The following is an 18025-nucleotide window of genomic DNA, read 5'->3' on the forward strand; positions in this document are numbered from 1 at the left end:
ATGTTTGAGTGCCGCGCAGCGAAGCGAGTTTGGCCCCCGGCCCGCCGATGGNTCACGGACGNAGGCCGAGTCCCCGTTGAGGGGACGAGTCAGCCGACCAGNCCCGCCTGCCACCCCTGCCGGGCCACCGCAAACGGCTTAAGAACCCCGCTGTACCGCCATACCGGATTCCCAGACGCACCTACGGCCCCCCAAGCCCCGCACTTGTTTCTATACTTGTGGAATCGCACCTTCAGAGCGCCCAGTTCATGGACTTTCGCATTGCCAGTATTCCTCGCTTTCTTTACAGCCACTACTTTTTTGGCGGGGTACGGCAAGGGGTAGGCATGTTGTTGCCGGTGTTGGTGCTGGGCGGCATCTTTGGCGAATATGCCTATGGCCTGGTGGCGACGTTTGGCGCGCAGTGCCTGGCCATCATCGATCAGCCCGGCGGCCCCCAACGGCACCGCACCAATGAAATGCTAGGCGGGGCGTTCTTGGCTACGATGGCGGTCGCGATCACAGGTGCGGTCTCGACCTATCCCGTGCTGCTGTGGCTGGCGATCATCGGCCAATGCTTTATTTTTTCGATGTTTTCAGTCTTTGGCAAACGCGGCGGCCTGATTGGATTCGGCGGGCTGCTGATCATGACGCTGACCATGCATTCGCCGATGACGCCGAGCCAAGTGCTGCCCCATGCGTTGGCGACCTTGGGCGGCGCGCTGTTCTACCTGGCCTTCAGCTTGGCATTCAGCCGCGTGTTCTGGCTACGCGAAGAGCGTCAGGCCATGTCCGTAGCGCTATTTGCCACGGCGGACTATATGGCTGCGCGCAGCCGTTTTTACGATGAAACGACCGATCTGGACGACATCTACCGCGAGTTGATCCAATCCCAATCCGTGATGACGGAAAAACACCAGTCGGCGCGCGATATCGTGCTGCGCACACTGCCGCGAGGACGCGGCTACGGCGACAGCGAGCGCGTCATGCTGTGGAACATGTTTGTCAACATGCTCCAGCTGCTCGATACGCTCGTCGCCTCGCACACGGACTATGCGTCGTTACGCCGAGTACTGGCCGGCCATGATTGCCTGCTATTCATGCGTGACGCGCTGGTCAAAATGTCGCTGGAATTGAACCGCATCGCGCTGGATGTTTCGCGCGGACGCGCCGTGCAGTATCGCAGCAGCCCCAAGGCGGAATTGCGCGCCATCGAATACGAAATCGAACAGTTCAAACAGCAGGGCATGAGCGAACGCGAACCCGAAACGCTAGCCCTCATCGTGCAAGTACTACGACGGCTGCGCAACGCCTCGCGCATCGTGAACAAACTGGCTGACCATACCGACGCGCGCATGGATGCGCAGCCTACCGACGAGCTGCGCATCGACAAATCCCTGACGCAGTTCATGTCGCGCCAGGAGCTGCGCATAGGGATGATTACTAGCAACCTGCGGCTGGATTCCCCCTATTTTCGCTATGCGGTGCGCGTCACGCTGGCCGCCGCGCTGGCGATGGGATTAATCGGCCAATGGATGACGCCGCAAGTGTCCTCGGCACATAGCTACTGGGTGCTGCTGACGATCGTCATCATCATGAAACCCGGCTTCGCATTGACCCGTCAACGCAACGGCTGGCGTCTGATGGGGACATTGATCGGCTGCTTGCTGGCGTTGCTGCTGTTTCGCTTCACGGCTCACCCCACCATCCTGTTTGGCGTACTGCTCATCGCCTGCATCATGGGCAACAGCTTGCTGCAATTGAACTACATGGCCAGCGCGATTTTCAATACGCTGTTCGTGGTGATGGTATTTCACTTCGTCGCCCCGGGCACCGTATCCATGGAGGTCATTGGCGAACGGGCGCTCGATACCGCAATGGGCTGCGCCATTGCGCTCATATGCAGCTATGTGCTGCCATGGTGGGAAGCACGCTACATGAAGCCACTGGCACGCGCGGCCACCAACGCCAATCGCGAATATTTGCGTACGGGCATGAGTTACGTCAGAGCCATGCATGCGGCGAATGCAGGCGCTCCGCCATCAGAGGAGGTGCCATCTCCCGCCCAGGCCGATATCGCTTGGCGCCTCGCGCGCAAAAACGTGCACATTGCCTTCAGCAATTATGCCGAGGCGTTCTATCGCATGATGAGCGAGCCGCGCTCTCACCAGGTGAACGTGCCAGAATTCAACAACCTGCTCATTCAAAACCACATCATGGCCTCGCAAATCACGGCCGCCATTCCCCTGCTCGCGGGTTTGAAAGAAACACCTGAACCGATGCGCAAAGCACTCAAGGGCATGGTGGATTTGCTCGACGACAGCAGCCCGGCATCGACAGACTTACCCAACCAATTCGACACCACAGGTGAGCTGGCGGCGCTGGCATATCCGATCAAGCAAATGCTGCGCGCGTCGACGCAAATCCGTCAGGAAATGGCAGCAGTCGCCGATCCGCCACAAAGCCGCCCTGCGGCCGTGGCGGCGCCGTCCTGATTGCGCGCGGCCTGGGTGGCACCGACAAGGGGTTAGGTCACGCCGCACGCTGCCGCTTGCGGGCCTGCTCCGGCCAGAAATACCAAATCGCGGCCGCGACCTGCAAAGCCAACACAATCCCCCACGCGGCCAAATGAGCCACCGGCGGATACGCGCCACCCTGCCCCGGCCATAAATCGACCACCCAGCCGATGCCGACCTGGCACAAAAAGATCATCAGGAACATCAACAAATTGGTAGTCGATGCGACACGGCCCAACAGCTCGGGTGGGAACTCTCCCGCCAGGAAGGCGTAAACCAGGATGTTGGCCGAGCCGAACGCGCCATAGCCAGCCCACAAAATTTCCAGAGGGACAGGCGCGCGCAGCATGATCAACGCCTGAGTCAGCACGAACAACACCATGCATACCCCGCCAAACCCATACAACCCCAATCCCAAGCGCTCCATGCGGCGAGCCATGACGCCCAGCCCCACATTTCCGGCCATCATGGCAAAGCCCAACAGCGACACCAAGCCTGCCGCATGCGCGCCGTCCAGACCGTTGACATCGGTGAGATAGGGTCGCACCCACAACGACTGCACACCGTAAAACGCGCCGCCCGTCATCACCGGCAAGGACACCAGACGCCAATATCGCGCGTCACACAACAAGGCCCACGTGCCACGCAACTGTGACGACAAACTGGGTGCCCGGCGATGATGTGCGCTTTCGCGAGGCGCGCCAAACCAGATCAATCCCGCCACCGCCACGGTGAAGCCTGCCAACCCGATACTGATCACCTGCCACGAGCTGCTGTGCAATGCCCAGGAAAGCGGTGATCCGACAAGTACGCCGCCCAAGCCGCCGACTGCCATCACCAAGCCATTGATCATGGGCAGACGCGCCAATGGAAAGGTTTGCGCCAAAGCCTGAAAAGCAGCGCCTAGACACACACAAACCCCGGCGCCGATCAACAAGCGGCCGACCATGAGGCCCGTCAACGTTTCCGACAAGCCATAAACCAAGGTGCCCGCGGCCGCGACGAGCAACATCAGTGCGTTAACCCGCCGCGGTCCCCACGTGTCGAGGAACACGCCTGCGGGAATTTGCATCAACGAAAACCCCAGGAAATACAGGCTCGTCAACGTCCCCAGGTCGCCGGCAGACAGATGAAGTTCCTGCGCCAGAATGGGCCCGAAACCGATATTGACGCCACGGAACAGGTACGAAACCAGGTACCCCAGCGAGAAAAACAGAAAGACGCGCAATCCAGCGGACATAGTTGAGCGACGTATTAAACCTTGCGTCGAAACACCAGCTTGTCTGCGCTGGAGGCAGCGGCATCATAGGCATAGCCCTCGACATCGAACTTCTGCAGGCCTTCGGGTTTGGAGACCTTGTGCTCAATGGCGTACCGCGCCATCAACCCGCGCGCACGCTTGGCGTGAAAACTGATGACCTTCCAGGCGCCGTTTTTCCAATCCTGAAAAACACACTGCACCACACGTGCCTTGAGGACTTTCAGGTCGACCGACTTGAAATATTCCTCGGACGCCAGATTCACAATGATCGGGGTTTTCTGGGTGGCGAGGCGTTCGTTCAGATAATCCGCAATGGTGGAGCCCCAGTATTCGTACAGGTTCTTGCCCTTGGGCGTGACCAAACGCGTACCCATTTCCAGGCGGTACGGCTGCATCAAATCCAGCGGACGCAGCACACCGTACAGCCCGCTGAGGATGGCCACATGCTCTTGAGCCCATTCCAGCCGGGCCGCCGACAGGCTTTCCGCCTGCAGGCCTTCGTAGACATCGCCATTAAAGGCCAGCACGGCCTGACGGGAATTATGCTGCGTGAACTTGGTCGTCCACGCTCCATACCGACTCACATTCAATTCAGCCAGCGCGGGGCTCAAACTCATCAGATCGGAAACCTCCGAGGCCGACAGTTTCTTCAAGACCTTGATCAACCCCGCGGCCTGATTCACAAACAAAGGCTGCGTGTGCTGCTCGATGTGAACCGGCGTGTCGTAATCCAATTTTTTGGCGGGAGAAAGCAAAAACAGCATGTGCCAGAATCCTTGATCGGTTAGAAATAGTTAGCGCGCGGTCCAGCCGCCATCGACCGAAACGGTCGTACCCGTGATCTGCGCCGCAGCGTCGGACGCCAGAAATACGGCCGTCCCGCCGAGCTGCTCGGGCGTGACGAACTGCAGCGATGGCTGCTTTTCACTCAGCAGGTCGCGAGCGGCTGCATCCTGATCTACATGGTGTTGTTCCGCCAAGGCCGTGATCTGTTTTTCCACCAATGGCGTACGCACCCACCCGGGGCAAATCGCGTTAGCCGTCACGCCGCTGCCAGCGGTTTCCAGCGCGGTCACTTTGGTCAATCCCACCACGCCGTGTTTGGCAGCCACATAAGCCGATTTATTCGCCGAGCCCACCAAGCCGTGTGCCGAGGCAATATTGATGATGCGCCCCCAGCCTTGTTTTTTCATATGCGGCAAAGCCGCGGCGCTGCCATGGAAAACGGCCGACAGGTTCAGCGCCAGAATGGCGTCCCATTTTTCAACGGGAAAGTCCTCGATGAGTGCGGTGTGCTGGATGCCGGCGTTGTTCACCAGGATATCGATGCGTCCCAACGATTGCACGGTATTGGCCACGAGTTGACGCACGGCTTCGCCCTTGGACAGATCCGCGCCGTCATACAGGACGTTCACGCCATGCTGGCTTGCGAGGTCAGCCCGTAATTTTTCAATCTCCGCCGCATCGCCAAAACCGTTGAGGACAATATCCGCGCCCTGCTGCGCGAAAGCCGTGGCAATGCCCAAACCGATACCGCTGGTGGAGCCGGTAACAATCGCAACTTTTCCTTTGAGCATGCTAGTTCTCCTGTGTGAGATCGGGCCGCGGCCTCCAGGCCGACGCTGGGTCCAAGTGTAACTGGCCCCAGCATGACACCCGCGCTAGGCCCCACCCGCATCGGGGGCATAGCCGGGTTTGTTGCTTTACAAAATTTTCAGGTATAATGCTTGGCTTTGCTGCTCTACGTTCATCGGCGCGAGACCATGGTGCCGATCGATAAATAACCCGTATAGCACCGCCGGAGAGGTGGCAGAGTGGTCGAATGCGCCGGACTCGAAATCCGGTATACGTTTAGGCGTATCGTGGGTTCGAATCCCACCCTCTCCGCCAGGCACCCATTGCCTGGAATACGATCGGGCCCCGCAAGGGGCCTTTTGTTTTGCTTAGAAAAACTGCTAGTGCTAGAGACGCCGCATGCATTGATTGAACCAGCCGCTTCGTCAGTCTGCCTTCGACGCGGCCGGTCGATATGCCGCCATAACGGTGATGATCGCTGCGATAACATTTAATACAACGCTGGCAGTGATCGGAATCAAATAGCTCTGGCTGACATCGTAGGCGAAGCCAGCGGCGCTCGGCCCGATGAGTGCGCCTACGGCGACGCTGGTATATAGAACGCCAATGATGCGGCCGGCTTGGCGCCCGCCGAACATGTCGGCCACCACTGCCGGCAGGATCGCAACCCACCCCCCATAAAACAGGCCGAAAGCGATCGCGAACAAAGCGAGCGGATAGACGGACGAGCTGACAGCCCATATCGCAAAAGAAGCGGCCATGCCGATATACATGGCCACCAGAAATCGCTCTCTACCCATCTTGTCGGCAATGCCGCCGAGAAAGAAACGGCCTGCCGTGCTGCCGATGCCGATAGCGCCAAGCAGCCACACCGCAGTTGCTGCGGAAGCATCGTGGTCGATCGCGTAAGGCGCCAGATGGACGAAAGGGACAAATACACCAAGCGCGCCAATGAGCGATGCGAGATACAACTCAATGAAACGTCGCGTTCGGACGGCTTGCCCCACGGACAGGCCCGATTGCGGGGCATGGGCTTGCGACGCAGGAGTACTATGCGCGCCGTCTGGCTGCAGCCCGCGTTTAGCCGGATCGTCTTCCATCAGCAAGGCCGCCAGAATGCCGAGGATAATGGTAATGATGCCGAGCGTCGTGTAAGCGCTGCGCCATCCAATGTGCGAGATCAGCCATGTCGCAAATGGCGGCAATAGAAGGGTTCCGACGCCGATGCCGCTGACCGCAAGTCCGGAAGCAAAACCGCGACGAATGACAAACCATCGCTGCACTGCACCGAGTGCAGGCACATAGGCACTACCAATGCCAAAACCAATGCCGACGCTATAGGCTGCATATACTTGCATAATGGATTGAGCCCGTCCGGCCAGAATAAGCCCCGACCCGACGAGGATCATCCCGGCCGCGGAAAGCACCTTTACGCCATACCGGTCTGCGAGCGGGGCGGACACAATACCAAGCGCAAAATAGAGAAACCCCGCCAGCGAGAAAACCAAAGATACTGACCCGCGCGACGCACCGAACTCATGCTGAAACGACTCAAAGAACGAACTGAACGTGTAGGCGCTTCCGAAGCCAACGAAGGTTATGACAAAGGCCGCCGCGACAACGAGCCAGCCATAGAAAATGCCGAAAGGCGGCTTTTTGAAGGTCATCTCTTACGCCCATGAGCCGGATAGCGCAGCATTTTCGCGCAACGAAACAGGGCGATGCCCCAGTCAATCACGCTCATCCCGCTACTCCTGGAGTCTGAGATCCTATCCGCCGCCCATCAAGATCGGGGTGGCGGCGATGCCAATTCGTTATGCGCTGAAATGCCGACCCGAGGCTAAAAAGAGAAGCCTCATCGAATGAGGCCGCGATCAATTGCAGGCCGATTGGCCCCCCTTCCGTCGAGAATCCCCCAGGAAATGCGAGTGCCGGATGTCCGCTCATATCGAAGGGGCAGGTATAGCGCTGCAACTTCGCAATCAGTTCCGGCTGCTCTCCGAGCGTCGCGATTGTGCTTAATGCAAGGGGAGCAAACGGATGGATGGGAGTCAGGATAGCATCGATCGACGAGAACAAAGTTTCGACCTGCCCACGGAAAATCGCCCGGCGGAGCAATATCCGTTGATATTCCATCCCCGAAACTACCATCCCATTCTCAATGACCGATGACAGAATAGAGCCGTACTGCTCCTTGTGAAGCGGATAGGTCGCTTGATGCGCAACAGCTGCCTCGACAGCGCAGTTCAGCGTCCAATCGGGCACGATCTGGCGAACATCAGGAAACGACACGTCCACAATCTCGACACCAAGGTCAGAGAAGACGGCGCGGGCTTCGGTCAATGCGGTCTGCACCTGGGAATCAACGTCTTCGCTATTCCAACGCCGGTCGATACCGATCCGCCTGCCGCGTACATCGACGATCGTATCGGCGATGTAGTCGCCCACCGGACGACGGGTTGCCGTCGGATCATCCCGATCGTGCCCAGCTATTACTCTGAGGATAGCCGCGACATCAGCGACGCTCCGAGCGATCGGGCCGATATGATCCAGCGAAGGCGCGAGGTCGAATGTTCCATAGCGACTGACGCGACCCCAGGTTGGCTTGAGGCCGCTCACTCCATTAGCGGCCGAAGGCCAGCGAATGGACCCACCGGTATCGGAGGCAATCGACCCAAAACACAAGCCGGCTGCGGCCGCGACAGCCGAGCCGCTAGAAGAAATGCCCGCCCAATAGTCATCATTCCACGGGTTGCGCACCGGAGGTATCGAAGGATGGTAGTCAGAATACGCTCCCTCGGTAAGCTGCGTTTTACCGATCAGCACCGCCCCCGCTTCTTTCAGCTTTCGAACAACGGTCGCGTCTCGAGTTGGAACAAAATCCTTATAGATCGCAGTCCCAGCCGCAGTAGCGGCGCCCTCGGCCCAACAGAGGTCCTTCACCGCGATGGGAACACCGTGGAGCGGCCCTCGATGAATGCCTGCCGCAATTTCCCGATCTGCCGTCTCCGCTTGACGGATTGCGCTGTCGCCCAAGAGCCGCGCATACGCCTTCAATCCACCGTCTATCCGTTGAATGCGCGCCAGGAGCCCTGTGGTGACCTCCACAGAGGTAAGCGCTCGCTGGGCGATAAGCCCACCCACATCGATCAGATCACGGAATTCCACCTCGAATGACATTCGTCTTAGCCCTTTTTACCGAGCGCACACATCGAGCAGCGCCCATATGATTTAGAAAACTTGAATATCTTCTCACCCGCCACAACGTTGACGTGCAATAAATATGGAGATTAATCTGTCGTTATCACACTCTACAAACCAGAATAATTAATTCTCTTGAGATAGATTTTCTAATTCATGGCTCGCCGACTTCCCCCTCTTAATGCTCTCAAAGCGTTCGAGGCCACTGCCCGTCATCTATCGGTCAAGCTCGCCGCAGAAGAGTTGTGCGTGACGCCGGGAGCAGTCAGCCAGATGCTCAAGATTCTGGAGGAAAATCTGGGAGTGAAACTGTTCGATCGGGTGACGCGGGGAATCTATTTGACCGACGCCGGCCGCGACTACCTGCCTGCCATACGCAACGCGTTTCGTCAGATCACGGAGGCATCCGAGCGGATTGCGGCCCAGACCGAGTCTGGCCTGCTCACCGTTAGCGTCACGCCCTTCTTCGCGTCCGCCTGGTTGGTCCCCCGATTAGCGTCCTTTCGTGAAGCGCAGCCTGACATTGATCTTCAGATTGTCACGAGCAATGCACTCGTCGATTTTTCTCACTCGGACGTGGATGTTGCGATTCGACATGGGATGGGCCGTTATCCTGGCCTGCGCAGCGATCGTGTCGTGACGGTAGAGATGATCGCGGCGGCGACGCCTGATCTGGTAGAAAAATTGGGAGCCCCGACTCACCCGTCTGATCTTGCACACTGGCCGCAGGTTCACGATGCCGAACGAAAAGGTTGGAGCTTGTGGTTTGACGTGCACAACGTCGCTGAACGAATAGCGGTGCGCGGTCCGTCCTTCGACGACAGCGGACTTATGCTCAAGGCGGTGCTTGCCGGTCAAGGCGCAGGACTTTTGCCAGCAGCCCTGGTCGAGGACGAACTGGCGAATGGGAAATTGATCCAGTTGCTTCCCGCCACGAACATGGAGGGGTTCGCTTACTATCTCGTCTGTCCCGACAACAGACAGCACGTGAGGAAGATTGCCGCCTTTCGCGATTGGATACTGAGCGCGCAAGACCGTCCTCGCGCATCATTCAGCAATCATGCGGCGCCTTCACCTCAACGCTAGTTTTTTACCAGCATGGATCTGCGGCGCACGTCATTTCACACGGCATCGTGCTTCCGGGTCAGATCAGTCACCTACTCTCCATTGATCACCTTGTTCATATACTGTGCAGGACGACCCATAAAGTCTTTGAACGAAGCGATATCGCCGTATTCCTGGTGCTCGACATCCCAATAACCGATGCGCTGGGATTTCGGATTCCATACAAGTAGAGTGTTCGAATAATCGCCCGATTCGCGACTTAATCGCAGCATCGTCTTGCGACCGGCCTTAATCGGCACCGTGTCCGTCAGCCCAAAAAACTCGACGAAACCGACGTCGCAGCCCGGCAAGTCGATGCGTCGTCGTTCGCTTTGCAAGAAATCCACCAGTTCCTGCGGCAGCTTGTACGGCTTTAATTCGTATAGCTTGTTGATCACGCTGTGTAACAGGGAGATGCGCTATCTTTTTGCCATACAACGCTTGTTGATAGGCATCGCCACCGACTTTCTTTCGAGCATGGACATCAGCGCCGTGCTGTACGAGATAGCGCATCATGTCCGGGTTTGCGTATCGAGCGGCGATCGGAAAAGCAGGCGCATCGGCTCGATTCAAATTGGCTCTGTGTTCGACCAGCCAATGCACAGAAGCACTGGCATGCACCGCGAGCGCCAGCACCAGCGGAATCTCTTGTGTGTACTCGCTCAACTCGATCTCGGCTTCGATATTCAACCCCCTCGCCAAGGCAGCATCGAGCGCAGCAATGTCGCTCTCGATTAGCGCCGTCACGAGAGGAGGCACTGTTTCAAAGCTGCCGAAGTCAGCGATCTTCACCCCGACATTCTTTTCCAAATAGATGGCCACGTCGACTACACCTCGGTAACTACGACTAGGCGGCCTGCACCGCCTTCGGCAAACTACTGCTGCCGATTACGAGGTCCCCAACCTCAAGGGGCAGGTTTCCAAACAAACAAGGATCGAGAAATGGCACTTGTTTACCGTATAGCCTCACTATACAATGAATCATAAATGATCAAGACCTTCCGTCATAAGGGAATTCAAGCCTTCTTTGAGAACGGCTCCAAAGCCAAGATCAAGGCGACTCATACCGGAAAACTTCGACTTCAACTCGCCGCACTTCACAGTGCAGCCTCTGTTGCAGACTTGGCCACCCCCGTAAATTGGAGACTGCACCAACTGAAAGGGCAGAACCCCAAGGGCCAGAACGTCGAGGGTCATTATGCATTTGATGTCACAGGGAATTGGCGCCTGACTTTCTTCTTTGAAGGTGTCGATGTTGTTCTTGTTGATTATCTTGACTATCACTAGGAGTGCCGCCATGCGAATGTTCAACCCGCCTCATCCGGGTGAGGTGTTGCGCGAATACCTCGGTGATCTGAGTGTCACCGATGCGGCGGCCCACCTGCAGATCACTCGTGCGGCGCTTTCGCGTATTCTCAATGGCCATGCTGCGATCAGTGCAGACATGGCGTTGCGCTTATCCCAGGCCCTGGGGACAAGCGCCGAGTTGTGGCTTGGCATGCAGGCCCAGTATGACCTCTGGCAGGCCAAACATGCCGCACGCTATGTCAAAATCGCTCGCCTCAGAACGACCGCCAAAAGGCCAGCGGCTCAGGGCAGCCTATTGACTGCTTAATGATGGCAATGCTCTGGGATAACTCACAGCCCAGCATTGCTCAACGAAACCGACCCTGCTAAATACAACCTGATCACGATTGCGCCGCGAGCGCATATCGTTCGTCCCCACTATGCCCACTCGCCTCGCCACTATCTTCCTGCCACTCGCCTTAATAACTCTGCCAGCGCACGCCCATGACTTTACCGAATGGCGCACCGGCGACCTGGTGTTCCAGGACTCCGCAGGGCCGCAGTCCGCTGCGATCCGCACCGCCACAAAAAGCCGCTACACCCACATGGGCATTGTTCGGCTGACTCCATCCGGCCCCGTGGTCATCGAAGCGGCACGCACGGTCGGCGAGACCCCACTGACCAAATTCCTGGCTCGCGGCCAACAGGGCCAGTATGCCGTCTATCGGCTGAACACAGCTACGCCTGACCGTATCAAGACAGCGCTTGCCGAAGCCTCTCGTTATACGGACCGCCCCTACGATATTTTCTTTCGTCTCAAACCAGACGCCATTTATTGCAGCGAGCTGCCCTATTACGCGTTCAAGGCAGCGGGGATTACGCTCGGCAAGACGGAGCGCTTCGGCACACTCGCCGTAAACAATCCGGCAGTGCGGGCGTTGTTCTTGGCCCGCTGGGAAAAGCACCCAGACTGTCAGGAGACCGACCAGACCGGATGCTGGCAGCGGATTCAAGAGCAGTTGCTGGTCACGCCAGCCAGTATCGCGGCCGATCCGCAAGTCACGCGGGTATTCAACAATTTCCGGCAAGAATGACCCTGTCCTTAGCACATGCGTGCCTCAGACCGCCCTTCGTTCAAAGCGCTGAGCGAATAACACGCGCCATATCTGACATCGTCCCCCACTAAAACATAACAGATATTTTTTGATATTTATTGTGTTAAAAAGTAGTTAGAGAATTAGTTTTCTGCATACCTTTTGATCAGATTTGCGAAATTTTCACCGGATTTGGCTGAAACTGACTTGAATCTGGAATCAAGCTAATTCTTAGCCTATTTAAATTTCAATATATATCAAAATGACACAACCACCAGATATCGAAAGTTCCTCCTTGCGCGAGATCGGGGATGTGAATCTCAACTATTTGGTCCTCGTGCAACGCCTGCTACGAGAAGACTTTGCAGTAGGGCTGTACCGCACCGGTCTCAGCGAGGAAACGGGCCGCATTTTTCTGCAGCTTTCTTTTCAGCAAACGGTGGCGCTTGCATCTTCAACGACGCTGCTGTGCGGCTTCCGTCTGGATGATGCGTCGATGCTGGCCGCGCTGACGCATTCCGGTTTGAGTGACTCGCTACAGCAAGCCCGCATGACGATGGCCATGGCCAAAGCCCCTGCGATCAAACTCCAGGCAGTAGCAGCGCACACCGGGAGTATCTGAGATGGCTAAAGCGACAATCCAGTCAGTGGCTGACTGGAAACCTGCCCCGCAGAAGAGCGTGAGCAAAGAAGGGAAAGACATCGCCCTGGCCACTACCATGATCGGACTGGGCGCGCGGCTGCAGGTACTGGAAAACGAGACTAACCTGAGTTATGACCGGCTATCTCGCCTCTACCGCGAAATACACGGCTGCTCACCGCCTAAGGGCATGCTGCCTTTTTCTCTGGATTGGTTTATTACGTGGCGCAATAACATCCACTCCTCGATCTTCTACAACATCTTCAAATTTCTCGATCAACATACGCCCGCCCGCGGTGTGTCGGCGCTGATCAGCGCCTATAACCTCTATCTGGAGCATGACGAGGTCCACAGAAACGGAGAACCTGTACTCAGTTTCACGCGCGCCTGGATTTTGTTGCGGTTCATGCAGAGCGACATGCTGCAGATGAGCCGCTGTACGTATTGCAGCATCGAATTTGTGACGCACTCGCACATCATTGCCAGCAAGTATCTGTGCCCCGTGTGCAAACCACCCGCCCGAATTGTCGGCATGCTGGGTAAACAAGAAAACCGGTTCGGAAGCTTTATTTCGAACGCTATGCCGGCGGCCTCCGGGCGCTATTGACTGAATTTCTCCAGTAATCCCAATAGCAAGGGGCGAATGTTCTGCAGTTGCTCTTGGTGCACCGCCGCCAGGGATTCCAGGGTACGCTCTGCCAATGGCGTCAGGTGCAGCAGCGCACGGCGGCCGTCCCTGGGGTCCGCGTGGCGGGTGATCATACCCATGTGCACCAACCGGGTGACGAGTTCGGCGGCGGTGTGGGATTTGATGCAGAGGCGCTGGGATAGCTCGGTCACGGTCGGAGCCACCGTTTGGCCTTTGATCGCCAACAGCGCCTGATGCTGCTGGGGCGCCAGGCCGTGGGCTTGAGCCTCTGACTCGCTAAAGAGCGCGAAGCGGCGCAATTCGTAACGGAAATCGGCCAACATGGCGAAATCCGACGACCGCAGCGCAGGGTGCTGTTCAAATGCGTGAGAGGCGAGAGTATCCATAGCACTGACGATGGTACGCACGCTACGCTGCTTATGGTCATTACGGAATCATTAAGGATTCGCAATGTTATCGACTACGCTCTGCGCCCCCTGGGACATGCCGTCACGTACGTTAGAATGCGCCGCTACAGCTCTTTCCGTGATTAAGGGGGAACCATGTGGCGCTGCCTGATCGTCGAAGACGACGCCGATAATGCCCGCTATATCGCCAATGGACTGAAGGAACTAGGCTACGACCCGGTCATCTGCATGGACGGTCCGACCGCGCTGCAACGCGCTACCGCGGAAAATTGGGATGCCATCATTCTGGACCGCATGTTGCCTAATGATGTCGATGGGCTGTCGATTTTGTGGTCCCTGCGGGCATTGGGCAAGAAAACGCCGGTGCTGGTGCTCAGCGCGCTGACGGCCCTCGATGAACGGGTCCGGGGACTGAAAGCCGGCGGCGACGACTATCTGACGAAACCGTTTGCCTTTCCGGAGTTGGCGGCGCGTGTTGAGGCGCTGATACGCCGATCATCACCTCAATATGAACAGCGTCAACTGACCGTCGCGGATTTGTCTCTGGATCTGGTCAGCGGACGTGTGACGCGAGGTGGCCGCCAGATCACCTTGCAGCCGCGCGAATACAAGCTGCTGGCCTACATGATGAACAATGTCGGCCAGGTGCTGACTCGCACCATGCTGTTGGCCACCGTCTGGGGCTATCGCTATGACCCCCAGACCAACGTCATTGACGTGCACATCAGCCGGCTGCGGCAAAAAATCGATGGCGACACGGATGCGCCATTGATTCATACGGTGCGCGGCGTGGGTTATCGATTGTCCGCGCAGCCCCACATCGAGGGCGACGGCAAACAGGACCCAGCGTGATTCGCCGCCTGGGACAGATGCTGGGCGCCATCTGGAGCTCGGTTGCATTTCGCCTGACGCTGAACTACAGCATCCTGGCGTTGTTGACGTCATTGCTGTCCCTGATGTTTGTGTATTACCAGAGCGTAAAAATCCTGGAAGCGCAGTTCTCGCGCCAAGTCCAGATCACAGCCCAGCGCCTGAACGCGCATTTCGAGCAAGGCGGGCTGCCCGCTCTGGCGCGCGAGATATCGCTGGAAATGGCCGATCACGTCAACAGCGACACAGAGATGTTCATGCTGCTGGATCCGGTCGGCCGCATGCTGGTAGGCAATATCGCCTGGGACCCCAGCGATGCTCCGCTCAATGGCAGCGGGGTGATGCGCTCGGTACTGCTGCGAGGAGAACCGGCGCACGGCTATCTGGTGGCGCGCAGGCTGCGCGATGGCTCGATCCTGATCATCGGGCACGATTTGCGCGATCTCTATGAACTGACCGACGTGATTCAAAAGGTCAGCCTGGCGGCAACGGGGGTGATCGCTCTGCTCGTCTTGCTGGGCGCCGCGCTGTTTCGCCGGGTCTTGCAGCGCCGTGTCGAGGTGATTCGCCATACGGCCGCCCAGTTTGGCGCGGGCCAGTGGGGCCAGCGCATCCCGGAGCATCCCAAACAGGACGAGTTTGCGCTGCTGTCCAGCGACATCAACGGCATGCTGGATCGCATCGAACGGCTCATGCACGGGGTACGCAATGTTTCTGACGCCGTGGCGCATCAGTTGCGCACGCCTCTGACGCGTATGCAGGTCCGGTTACGCACTATCGACTGGAACACGGCCACGCGGCAAGAAATCCGAGCGAATGTCGACCGCCTGTCGGCGGAGCTGGACGACCTCGTCAAAATCTCGGAAAAATTGCTCCAGATCGCCGAACTGGAGTCAGGCGCACGGCGCAAACATTTCGAACCAGTACGCCTGGATGTCATCGCGGCAGACGTGGCCGACTTGTACGAAGCGGTGGCCGAGGAGCAAGACGCCCGGCTCACGCTGCAAGCCAGCGGCCCCGCCCCCCTGCGTGGCGACCCGGATTTGCTGGCGGGCGCGCTGGTGACCTTGGTGGACAATGCCCTGAAATACGCGGGCCATGGCGCACGCATCCACATCGAGGTCGCACAGACCGCTCACCACACCACACTGACCGTCACCGACAATGGCCCAGGCATTCCTGCCGACAAGATTCACCGGATTGGCGAGCGCTTTTACCGCGCACATCAGCATGTCCCGGGTTACGGACTAGGGCTGGCGACCGTCATGGCGATTGCGCGCTTGCATGCCGGCCAGATGACGCTCCACAATGCCGAACCAGGGCTATGTGTGCAGTTGCAGTTTCCCCAGGGGGCGGACGCTAAACCGGCGCCGGCCAAACACCAGCCCGTCTCTGGAGACATCGCTTGATACTGGACTTTCTGAAGCTGGTGGGACTGGGACTGTTCACGCTGCTGCCCGTTGCCAACCCCTTGACCAGCGTCACCCTATTGCTGGCGCTGAGCCGGGGTTATCCCCGCGAGGAACGCAACCGTCAAGTCGATCGGGCCACGTTTTACGTGGCGGGCATCATTTTGGTGTGCTTTTATGCCGGTAACGCAATCATGACGGGCTTCGGAATCTCGATTCCTGGCCTGCGTATCGCGGGGGGCTTGATTGTGGCTTATATCGGTTTTGGCATGTTGTTTCCCGATATCAGCCAGACCGAGGCAGCGGTCCAGATCGACATGGCGCCAGATGAACCTGCTGTCCGTATCGACACGCCCCATGGGCCGCATCGGCCACCTGTGCGCGACATTTCGTTTATTCCTCTGGCGCTGCCGGGGACTGCAGGACCCGGCACGATTGCCTTGATCATCAGCAGTGCCTCGACGATGCACAGCGAAGGCGGCTTGAAAATCAGCGAGCACTTGGCGGTCATTGTCGTCGCAGCACTCGTAGCTGCGATTTTCTGGATTTGCCTGCGCAGCGCAGAGCGCATCAATCGCGCTCTGGGTCAATCGGGCATCGATGCCATATCGCGCGTCATGGGCTTTCTGCTGATCTGCATGGGCGTGCAGTTCGGCATCAATGGCGTTTTCGAATTAATTGGAAAGCCCGTGCCGGCGTAGGCAGATACTGCACTGCTCCCCGATTACAAGACGGGAGGCTCGATCCAGAAAAACCGTTCACCTTGCTGGATCATGTCGGCAACGCCCTGGGCTTGCAGTCTATAGTCCGTTCCCATCAAGGTCGCCCCTCCGTCATCATGAATATGAATGACAGCCAGGGGATCGCTCTCCATGGTGTACCAGTAATAGCCAGGCTTAAGATCGTGGGTTTTCGTTTCCATGAGTCCAGTATATCGACAAACCTTGGTGTTTAAATGTAACGACAGCGTCTGAGCGCCAGTGTACCAAGGAAATTTCAGTCAATTACAGAGGGCAGTCCTGCCCTGTTGAGCGCATGTCAGCCATCGCGCTGCAGCGCATCAATTTGGCGGCCGGACAAAACCGGCCTGTAGCGGATTGTCGCTATTGCAGCACGTTCGCTCACGTTCTGAATGAGGAAAAACCCGAAAATAGAGCCGTCCTATCAACTCGGCTGCTTCGGGCAGCAAGGCAGGTGCATATGAAGAAGTGGTTTATTGCCGGTATCAGCGCTGCGGGGCTGCTGATGTCGAGCGCCGCCATGGCACGCGTCGATATTGGCGTCTCTATTGGTTTGCCGGGCATCATTTACCCTGCGCCAGTGTATGTAGCGCCACAACCGGTCTATGTCGAGCCCCGGCCCGTGTATTACGGTCCGCCGCCCGTGGTTTACCGCGAGCCGCGTTATGTTCGCCCAGCGCCCGTTTATTACTATGGTGACGGCCCACGCCACTGGAGAGGCGGAAAGCACGGACACAAGTGGAAGGGCCACGGACGAGGCCATCATCGTCATTACGATGACTAATCCTGCGCGACATCACGCAAGTTAACCTGGGGCGGCATAGCAATGCCGCCCTTTTTTATATTTATATTGAGCAACCGGTCCTGGTGAAACAAAAGCCATTCGGCTACACGGGCCGGGATTCCTGCTCAATTGGCCGATTGATCACCGGCGGGCACCGCAGGCTTGCTGGGCAAACGCCGCGGGGTGCTGGGCGCACGCCACCAGCCGTTATGCGGACGTGTGCGCGAACTCTGGTTCACCATTGAATCTCACTCCATTGATGTCTTCGAAAACCTGCAGGCTGCCCTGCTCGGCTTCGGTGCGGGTTGAGAACGGCGACTGACCCGGCACGGGCCAGCTTTTCTCAGGAGCGGTGCCGCCAACGCGACGCGTCCAGACTCGTACCTTGAAGCCTGACTCATCGTCTTCAATAACATCGCAACGCACCCGAAAATCACCGATCATCCTCGAACTCATCTCTATCTACCCCCTTGATCATTGACAGCAAATTCCCGTTTGAACGGGCGGTG

General features: G+C 57.8%; 20 protein-coding genes and 1 tRNA gene. 12 read left to right on the forward strand and 9 right to left on the reverse strand.

The window, feature by feature from the left end:
* Positions 1–248: 248 nt before the first annotated feature.
* Positions 249–2474, forward strand: coding sequence for an FUSC family protein (locus ACNA0J_RS26650; RefSeq protein ID WP_415821908.1), 2226 nt, complete (start codon positions 249–251; stop codon positions 2472–2474).
* A 37-nt stretch (positions 2475–2511) separates the two neighbouring features.
* On the opposite strand, the gene ACNA0J_RS26655 is transcribed toward ACNA0J_RS26650, so the two are convergent.
* From ACNA0J_RS26655 to ACNA0J_RS26665, 3 genes are read right to left on the reverse strand one after another with little or no spacing between them, the layout of a single operon-like run.
* A complete protein-coding gene (locus tag ACNA0J_RS26655) occupies positions 2512–3735 on the reverse strand; it encodes an MFS transporter (protein ID WP_415821909.1) in 1224 nt (407 codons plus the stop codon).
* Between the two features lie 14 nt (positions 3736–3749).
* Positions 3750–4520: a peroxide stress protein YaaA gene (gene yaaA, locus ACNA0J_RS26660; RefSeq protein ID WP_415821910.1), complete on the reverse strand. Its 771-nt coding sequence runs from the start codon at positions 4518–4520 to the stop codon at positions 3750–3752.
* 30 nt (positions 4521–4550) lie between these two features.
* Positions 4551–5333: a 3-hydroxybutyrate dehydrogenase gene (locus ACNA0J_RS26665; protein WP_415821911.1), complete on the reverse strand. Its 783-nt coding sequence runs from the start codon at positions 5331–5333 to the stop codon at positions 4551–4553.
* Between the two features lie 223 nt (positions 5334–5556).
* Between ACNA0J_RS26665 and ACNA0J_RS26670 the strand changes: the two genes are divergently transcribed.
* Positions 5557–5646 (forward strand) — tRNA-Ser (locus ACNA0J_RS26670).
* 110 nt (positions 5647–5756) lie between these two features.
* Here ACNA0J_RS26670 and ACNA0J_RS26675 read toward each other — a convergent pair.
* Positions 5757–6998, reverse strand: a complete 1242-nt coding sequence (locus ACNA0J_RS26675) for an MFS transporter (RefSeq protein ID WP_415821912.1) — start codon at positions 6996–6998, stop codon at positions 5757–5759.
* Between the two features lie 73 nt (positions 6999–7071).
* On the reverse strand, positions 7072–8511 hold the full coding sequence (locus ACNA0J_RS26680) for an amidase (RefSeq protein ID WP_415821913.1): 1440 nt from the start codon (positions 8509–8511) through the stop codon (positions 7072–7074).
* Between the two features lie 177 nt (positions 8512–8688).
* Between ACNA0J_RS26680 and gcvA the strand changes: the two genes are divergently transcribed.
* Positions 8689–9618 (forward strand): transcriptional regulator GcvA, encoded by a 930-nt coding sequence (gene gcvA / locus ACNA0J_RS26685; protein ID WP_415821914.1) that lies wholly within the window; start codon positions 8689–8691, stop codon positions 9616–9618.
* A gap of 267 nt (positions 9619–9885) precedes the next feature.
* Here the strand turns inward: gcvA and ACNA0J_RS26690 are convergent, their stop codons facing one another.
* Complete coding sequence (locus ACNA0J_RS26690) at positions 9886–10458, reverse strand: hypothetical protein (RefSeq protein WP_415821915.1); 573 nt, start codon at positions 10456–10458, stop codon at positions 9886–9888.
* A gap of 165 nt (positions 10459–10623) precedes the next feature.
* Here ACNA0J_RS26690 and ACNA0J_RS26695 point away from each other — a divergent pair, with 165 nt between their 5' ends.
* The 5 genes from ACNA0J_RS26695 to flhC all read left to right on the forward strand — a co-directional run bounded on the left by ACNA0J_RS26695 (position 10624) and on the right by flhC (position 13264).
* A complete protein-coding gene (locus ACNA0J_RS26695) occupies positions 10624–10923 on the forward strand; it encodes a type II toxin-antitoxin system RelE/ParE family toxin (protein ID WP_415821916.1) in 300 nt (99 codons plus the stop codon).
* Positions 10924–10933: 10 nt separating this feature from the next.
* Entirely contained in the window at positions 10934–11251 is a 318-nt protein-coding gene (locus tag ACNA0J_RS26700; RefSeq protein ID WP_415821917.1) for a HigA family addiction module antitoxin, read from the forward strand.
* Between the two features lie 112 nt (positions 11252–11363).
* Positions 11364–12017, forward strand: coding sequence for a YiiX/YebB-like N1pC/P60 family cysteine hydrolase (locus ACNA0J_RS26705; RefSeq protein WP_415821918.1), 654 nt, complete (start codon positions 11364–11366; stop codon positions 12015–12017).
* 262 nt (positions 12018–12279) lie between these two features.
* Positions 12280–12639, forward strand: coding sequence for a flagellar transcriptional regulator FlhD (gene flhD / locus ACNA0J_RS26710; RefSeq protein WP_415821919.1), 360 nt, complete (start codon positions 12280–12282; stop codon positions 12637–12639).
* A 1-nt stretch (position 12640) separates the two neighbouring features.
* The gene (gene flhC / locus ACNA0J_RS26715) at positions 12641–13264 is read left to right on the forward strand and encodes a flagellar transcriptional regulator FlhC (RefSeq protein ID WP_415821920.1); all 624 of its coding nucleotides are present in this window, start codon (positions 12641–12643) and stop codon (positions 13262–13264) included.
* Here the strand turns inward: flhC and ACNA0J_RS26720 are convergent.
* Positions 13258–13692, reverse strand: coding sequence for a MarR family transcriptional regulator (locus tag ACNA0J_RS26720; protein WP_415821942.1), 435 nt, complete (start codon positions 13690–13692; stop codon positions 13258–13260). The two genes, flhC and ACNA0J_RS26720, sit on opposite strands and share 7 nt — an antisense overlap.
* A 156-nt stretch (positions 13693–13848) precedes the next feature.
* Between ACNA0J_RS26720 and ACNA0J_RS26725 the strand changes: the two genes are divergently transcribed.
* From ACNA0J_RS26725 to ACNA0J_RS26735, 3 genes are read left to right on the forward strand one after another with little or no spacing between them, the layout of a single operon-like run.
* On the forward strand, positions 13849–14565 hold the full coding sequence (locus ACNA0J_RS26725; protein ID WP_415821921.1) for a response regulator transcription factor: 717 nt from the start codon (positions 13849–13851) through the stop codon (positions 14563–14565).
* Complete coding sequence (locus tag ACNA0J_RS26730; protein WP_415821922.1) at positions 14562–15992, forward strand: sensor histidine kinase; 1431 nt, start codon at positions 14562–14564, stop codon at positions 15990–15992. Before ACNA0J_RS26725 ends, ACNA0J_RS26730 begins: the two co-directional genes overlap by 4 nt.
* Complete coding sequence (locus ACNA0J_RS26735; RefSeq protein WP_415821923.1) at positions 15989–16693, forward strand: MarC family NAAT transporter; 705 nt, start codon at positions 15989–15991, stop codon at positions 16691–16693. Before ACNA0J_RS26730 ends, ACNA0J_RS26735 begins: the two co-directional genes overlap by 4 nt.
* A 23-nt stretch (positions 16694–16716) precedes the next feature.
* Here the strand turns inward: ACNA0J_RS26735 and ACNA0J_RS26740 are convergent, their stop codons facing one another.
* Complete coding sequence (locus tag ACNA0J_RS26740) at positions 16717–16914, reverse strand: hypothetical protein (protein WP_415807065.1); 198 nt, start codon at positions 16912–16914, stop codon at positions 16717–16719.
* Positions 16915–17192: 278 nt separating this feature from the next.
* On the opposite strand from ACNA0J_RS26740, the gene ACNA0J_RS26745 reads away from it, so the two are divergent.
* Positions 17193–17516: a virulence factor gene (locus ACNA0J_RS26745; RefSeq protein WP_415821924.1), complete on the forward strand. Its 324-nt coding sequence runs from the start codon at positions 17193–17195 to the stop codon at positions 17514–17516.
* Positions 17517–17723: 207 nt separating this feature from the next.
* Here the strand turns inward: ACNA0J_RS26745 and ACNA0J_RS26750 are convergent, their stop codons facing one another.
* Positions 17724–17972 (reverse strand): hypothetical protein, encoded by a 249-nt coding sequence (locus ACNA0J_RS26750; protein ID WP_415821925.1) that lies wholly within the window; start codon positions 17970–17972, stop codon positions 17724–17726.
* Between the last annotated feature and the right edge of the window lie 53 nt (positions 17973–18025).

This window comes from Bordetella tumbae (assembly GCF_965139195.1).
GTDB classification, from domain to species: Bacteria; Pseudomonadota; Gammaproteobacteria; order Burkholderiales; family Burkholderiaceae_B; genus Bordetella_A; species Bordetella_A tumbae.

Coding starts and splice junctions, on each gene's coding strand:
- ACNA0J_RS26745 (WP_415821924.1), top strand. CDS start 17,193: ATGAAGAAGTGGTTTATTGCCGGTATCAGCGCTGCGGGGCTGCTGATG.
- ACNA0J_RS26705 (WP_415821918.1), top strand. CDS start 11,364: ATGCCCACTCGCCTCGCCACTATCTTCCTGCCACTCGCCTTAATAACT.
- ACNA0J_RS26750 (WP_415821925.1), bottom strand. CDS start 17,972: ATGAGTTCGAGGATGATCGGTGATTTTCGGGTGCGTTGCGATGTTATT.
- ACNA0J_RS26700 (WP_415821917.1), top strand. CDS start 10,934: ATGCGAATGTTCAACCCGCCTCATCCGGGTGAGGTGTTGCGCGAATAC.
- ACNA0J_RS26655 (WP_415821909.1), bottom strand. CDS start 3,735: ATGTCCGCTGGATTGCGCGTCTTTCTGTTTTTCTCGCTGGGGTACCTG.
- ACNA0J_RS26720 (WP_415821942.1), bottom strand. CDS start 13,692: ATGGATACTCTCGCCTCTCACGCATTTGAACAGCACCCTGCGCTGCGG.
- ACNA0J_RS26725 (WP_415821921.1), top strand. CDS start 13,849: ATGTGGCGCTGCCTGATCGTCGAAGACGACGCCGATAATGCCCGCTAT.
- yaaA (WP_415821910.1), bottom strand. CDS start 4,520: ATGCTGTTTTTGCTTTCTCCCGCCAAAAAATTGGATTACGACACGCCG.
- ACNA0J_RS26695 (WP_415821916.1), top strand. CDS start 10,624: ATGATCAAGACCTTCCGTCATAAGGGAATTCAAGCCTTCTTTGAGAAC.
- flhD (WP_415821919.1), top strand. CDS start 12,280: ATGACACAACCACCAGATATCGAAAGTTCCTCCTTGCGCGAGATCGGG.
- ACNA0J_RS26650 (WP_415821908.1), top strand. CDS start 249: ATGGACTTTCGCATTGCCAGTATTCCTCGCTTTCTTTACAGCCACTAC.
- flhC (WP_415821920.1), top strand. CDS start 12,641: ATGGCTAAAGCGACAATCCAGTCAGTGGCTGACTGGAAACCTGCCCCG.
- gcvA (WP_415821914.1), top strand. CDS start 8,689: ATGGCTCGCCGACTTCCCCCTCTTAATGCTCTCAAAGCGTTCGAGGCC.
- ACNA0J_RS26675 (WP_415821912.1), bottom strand. CDS start 6,998: ATGACCTTCAAAAAGCCGCCTTTCGGCATTTTCTATGGCTGGCTCGTT.
- ACNA0J_RS26680 (WP_415821913.1), bottom strand. CDS start 8,511: ATGTCATTCGAGGTGGAATTCCGTGATCTGATCGATGTGGGTGGGCTT.
- ACNA0J_RS26665 (WP_415821911.1), bottom strand. CDS start 5,333: ATGCTCAAAGGAAAAGTTGCGATTGTTACCGGCTCCACCAGCGGTATC.
- ACNA0J_RS26740 (WP_415807065.1), bottom strand. CDS start 16,914: ATGGAAACGAAAACCCACGATCTTAAGCCTGGCTATTACTGGTACACC.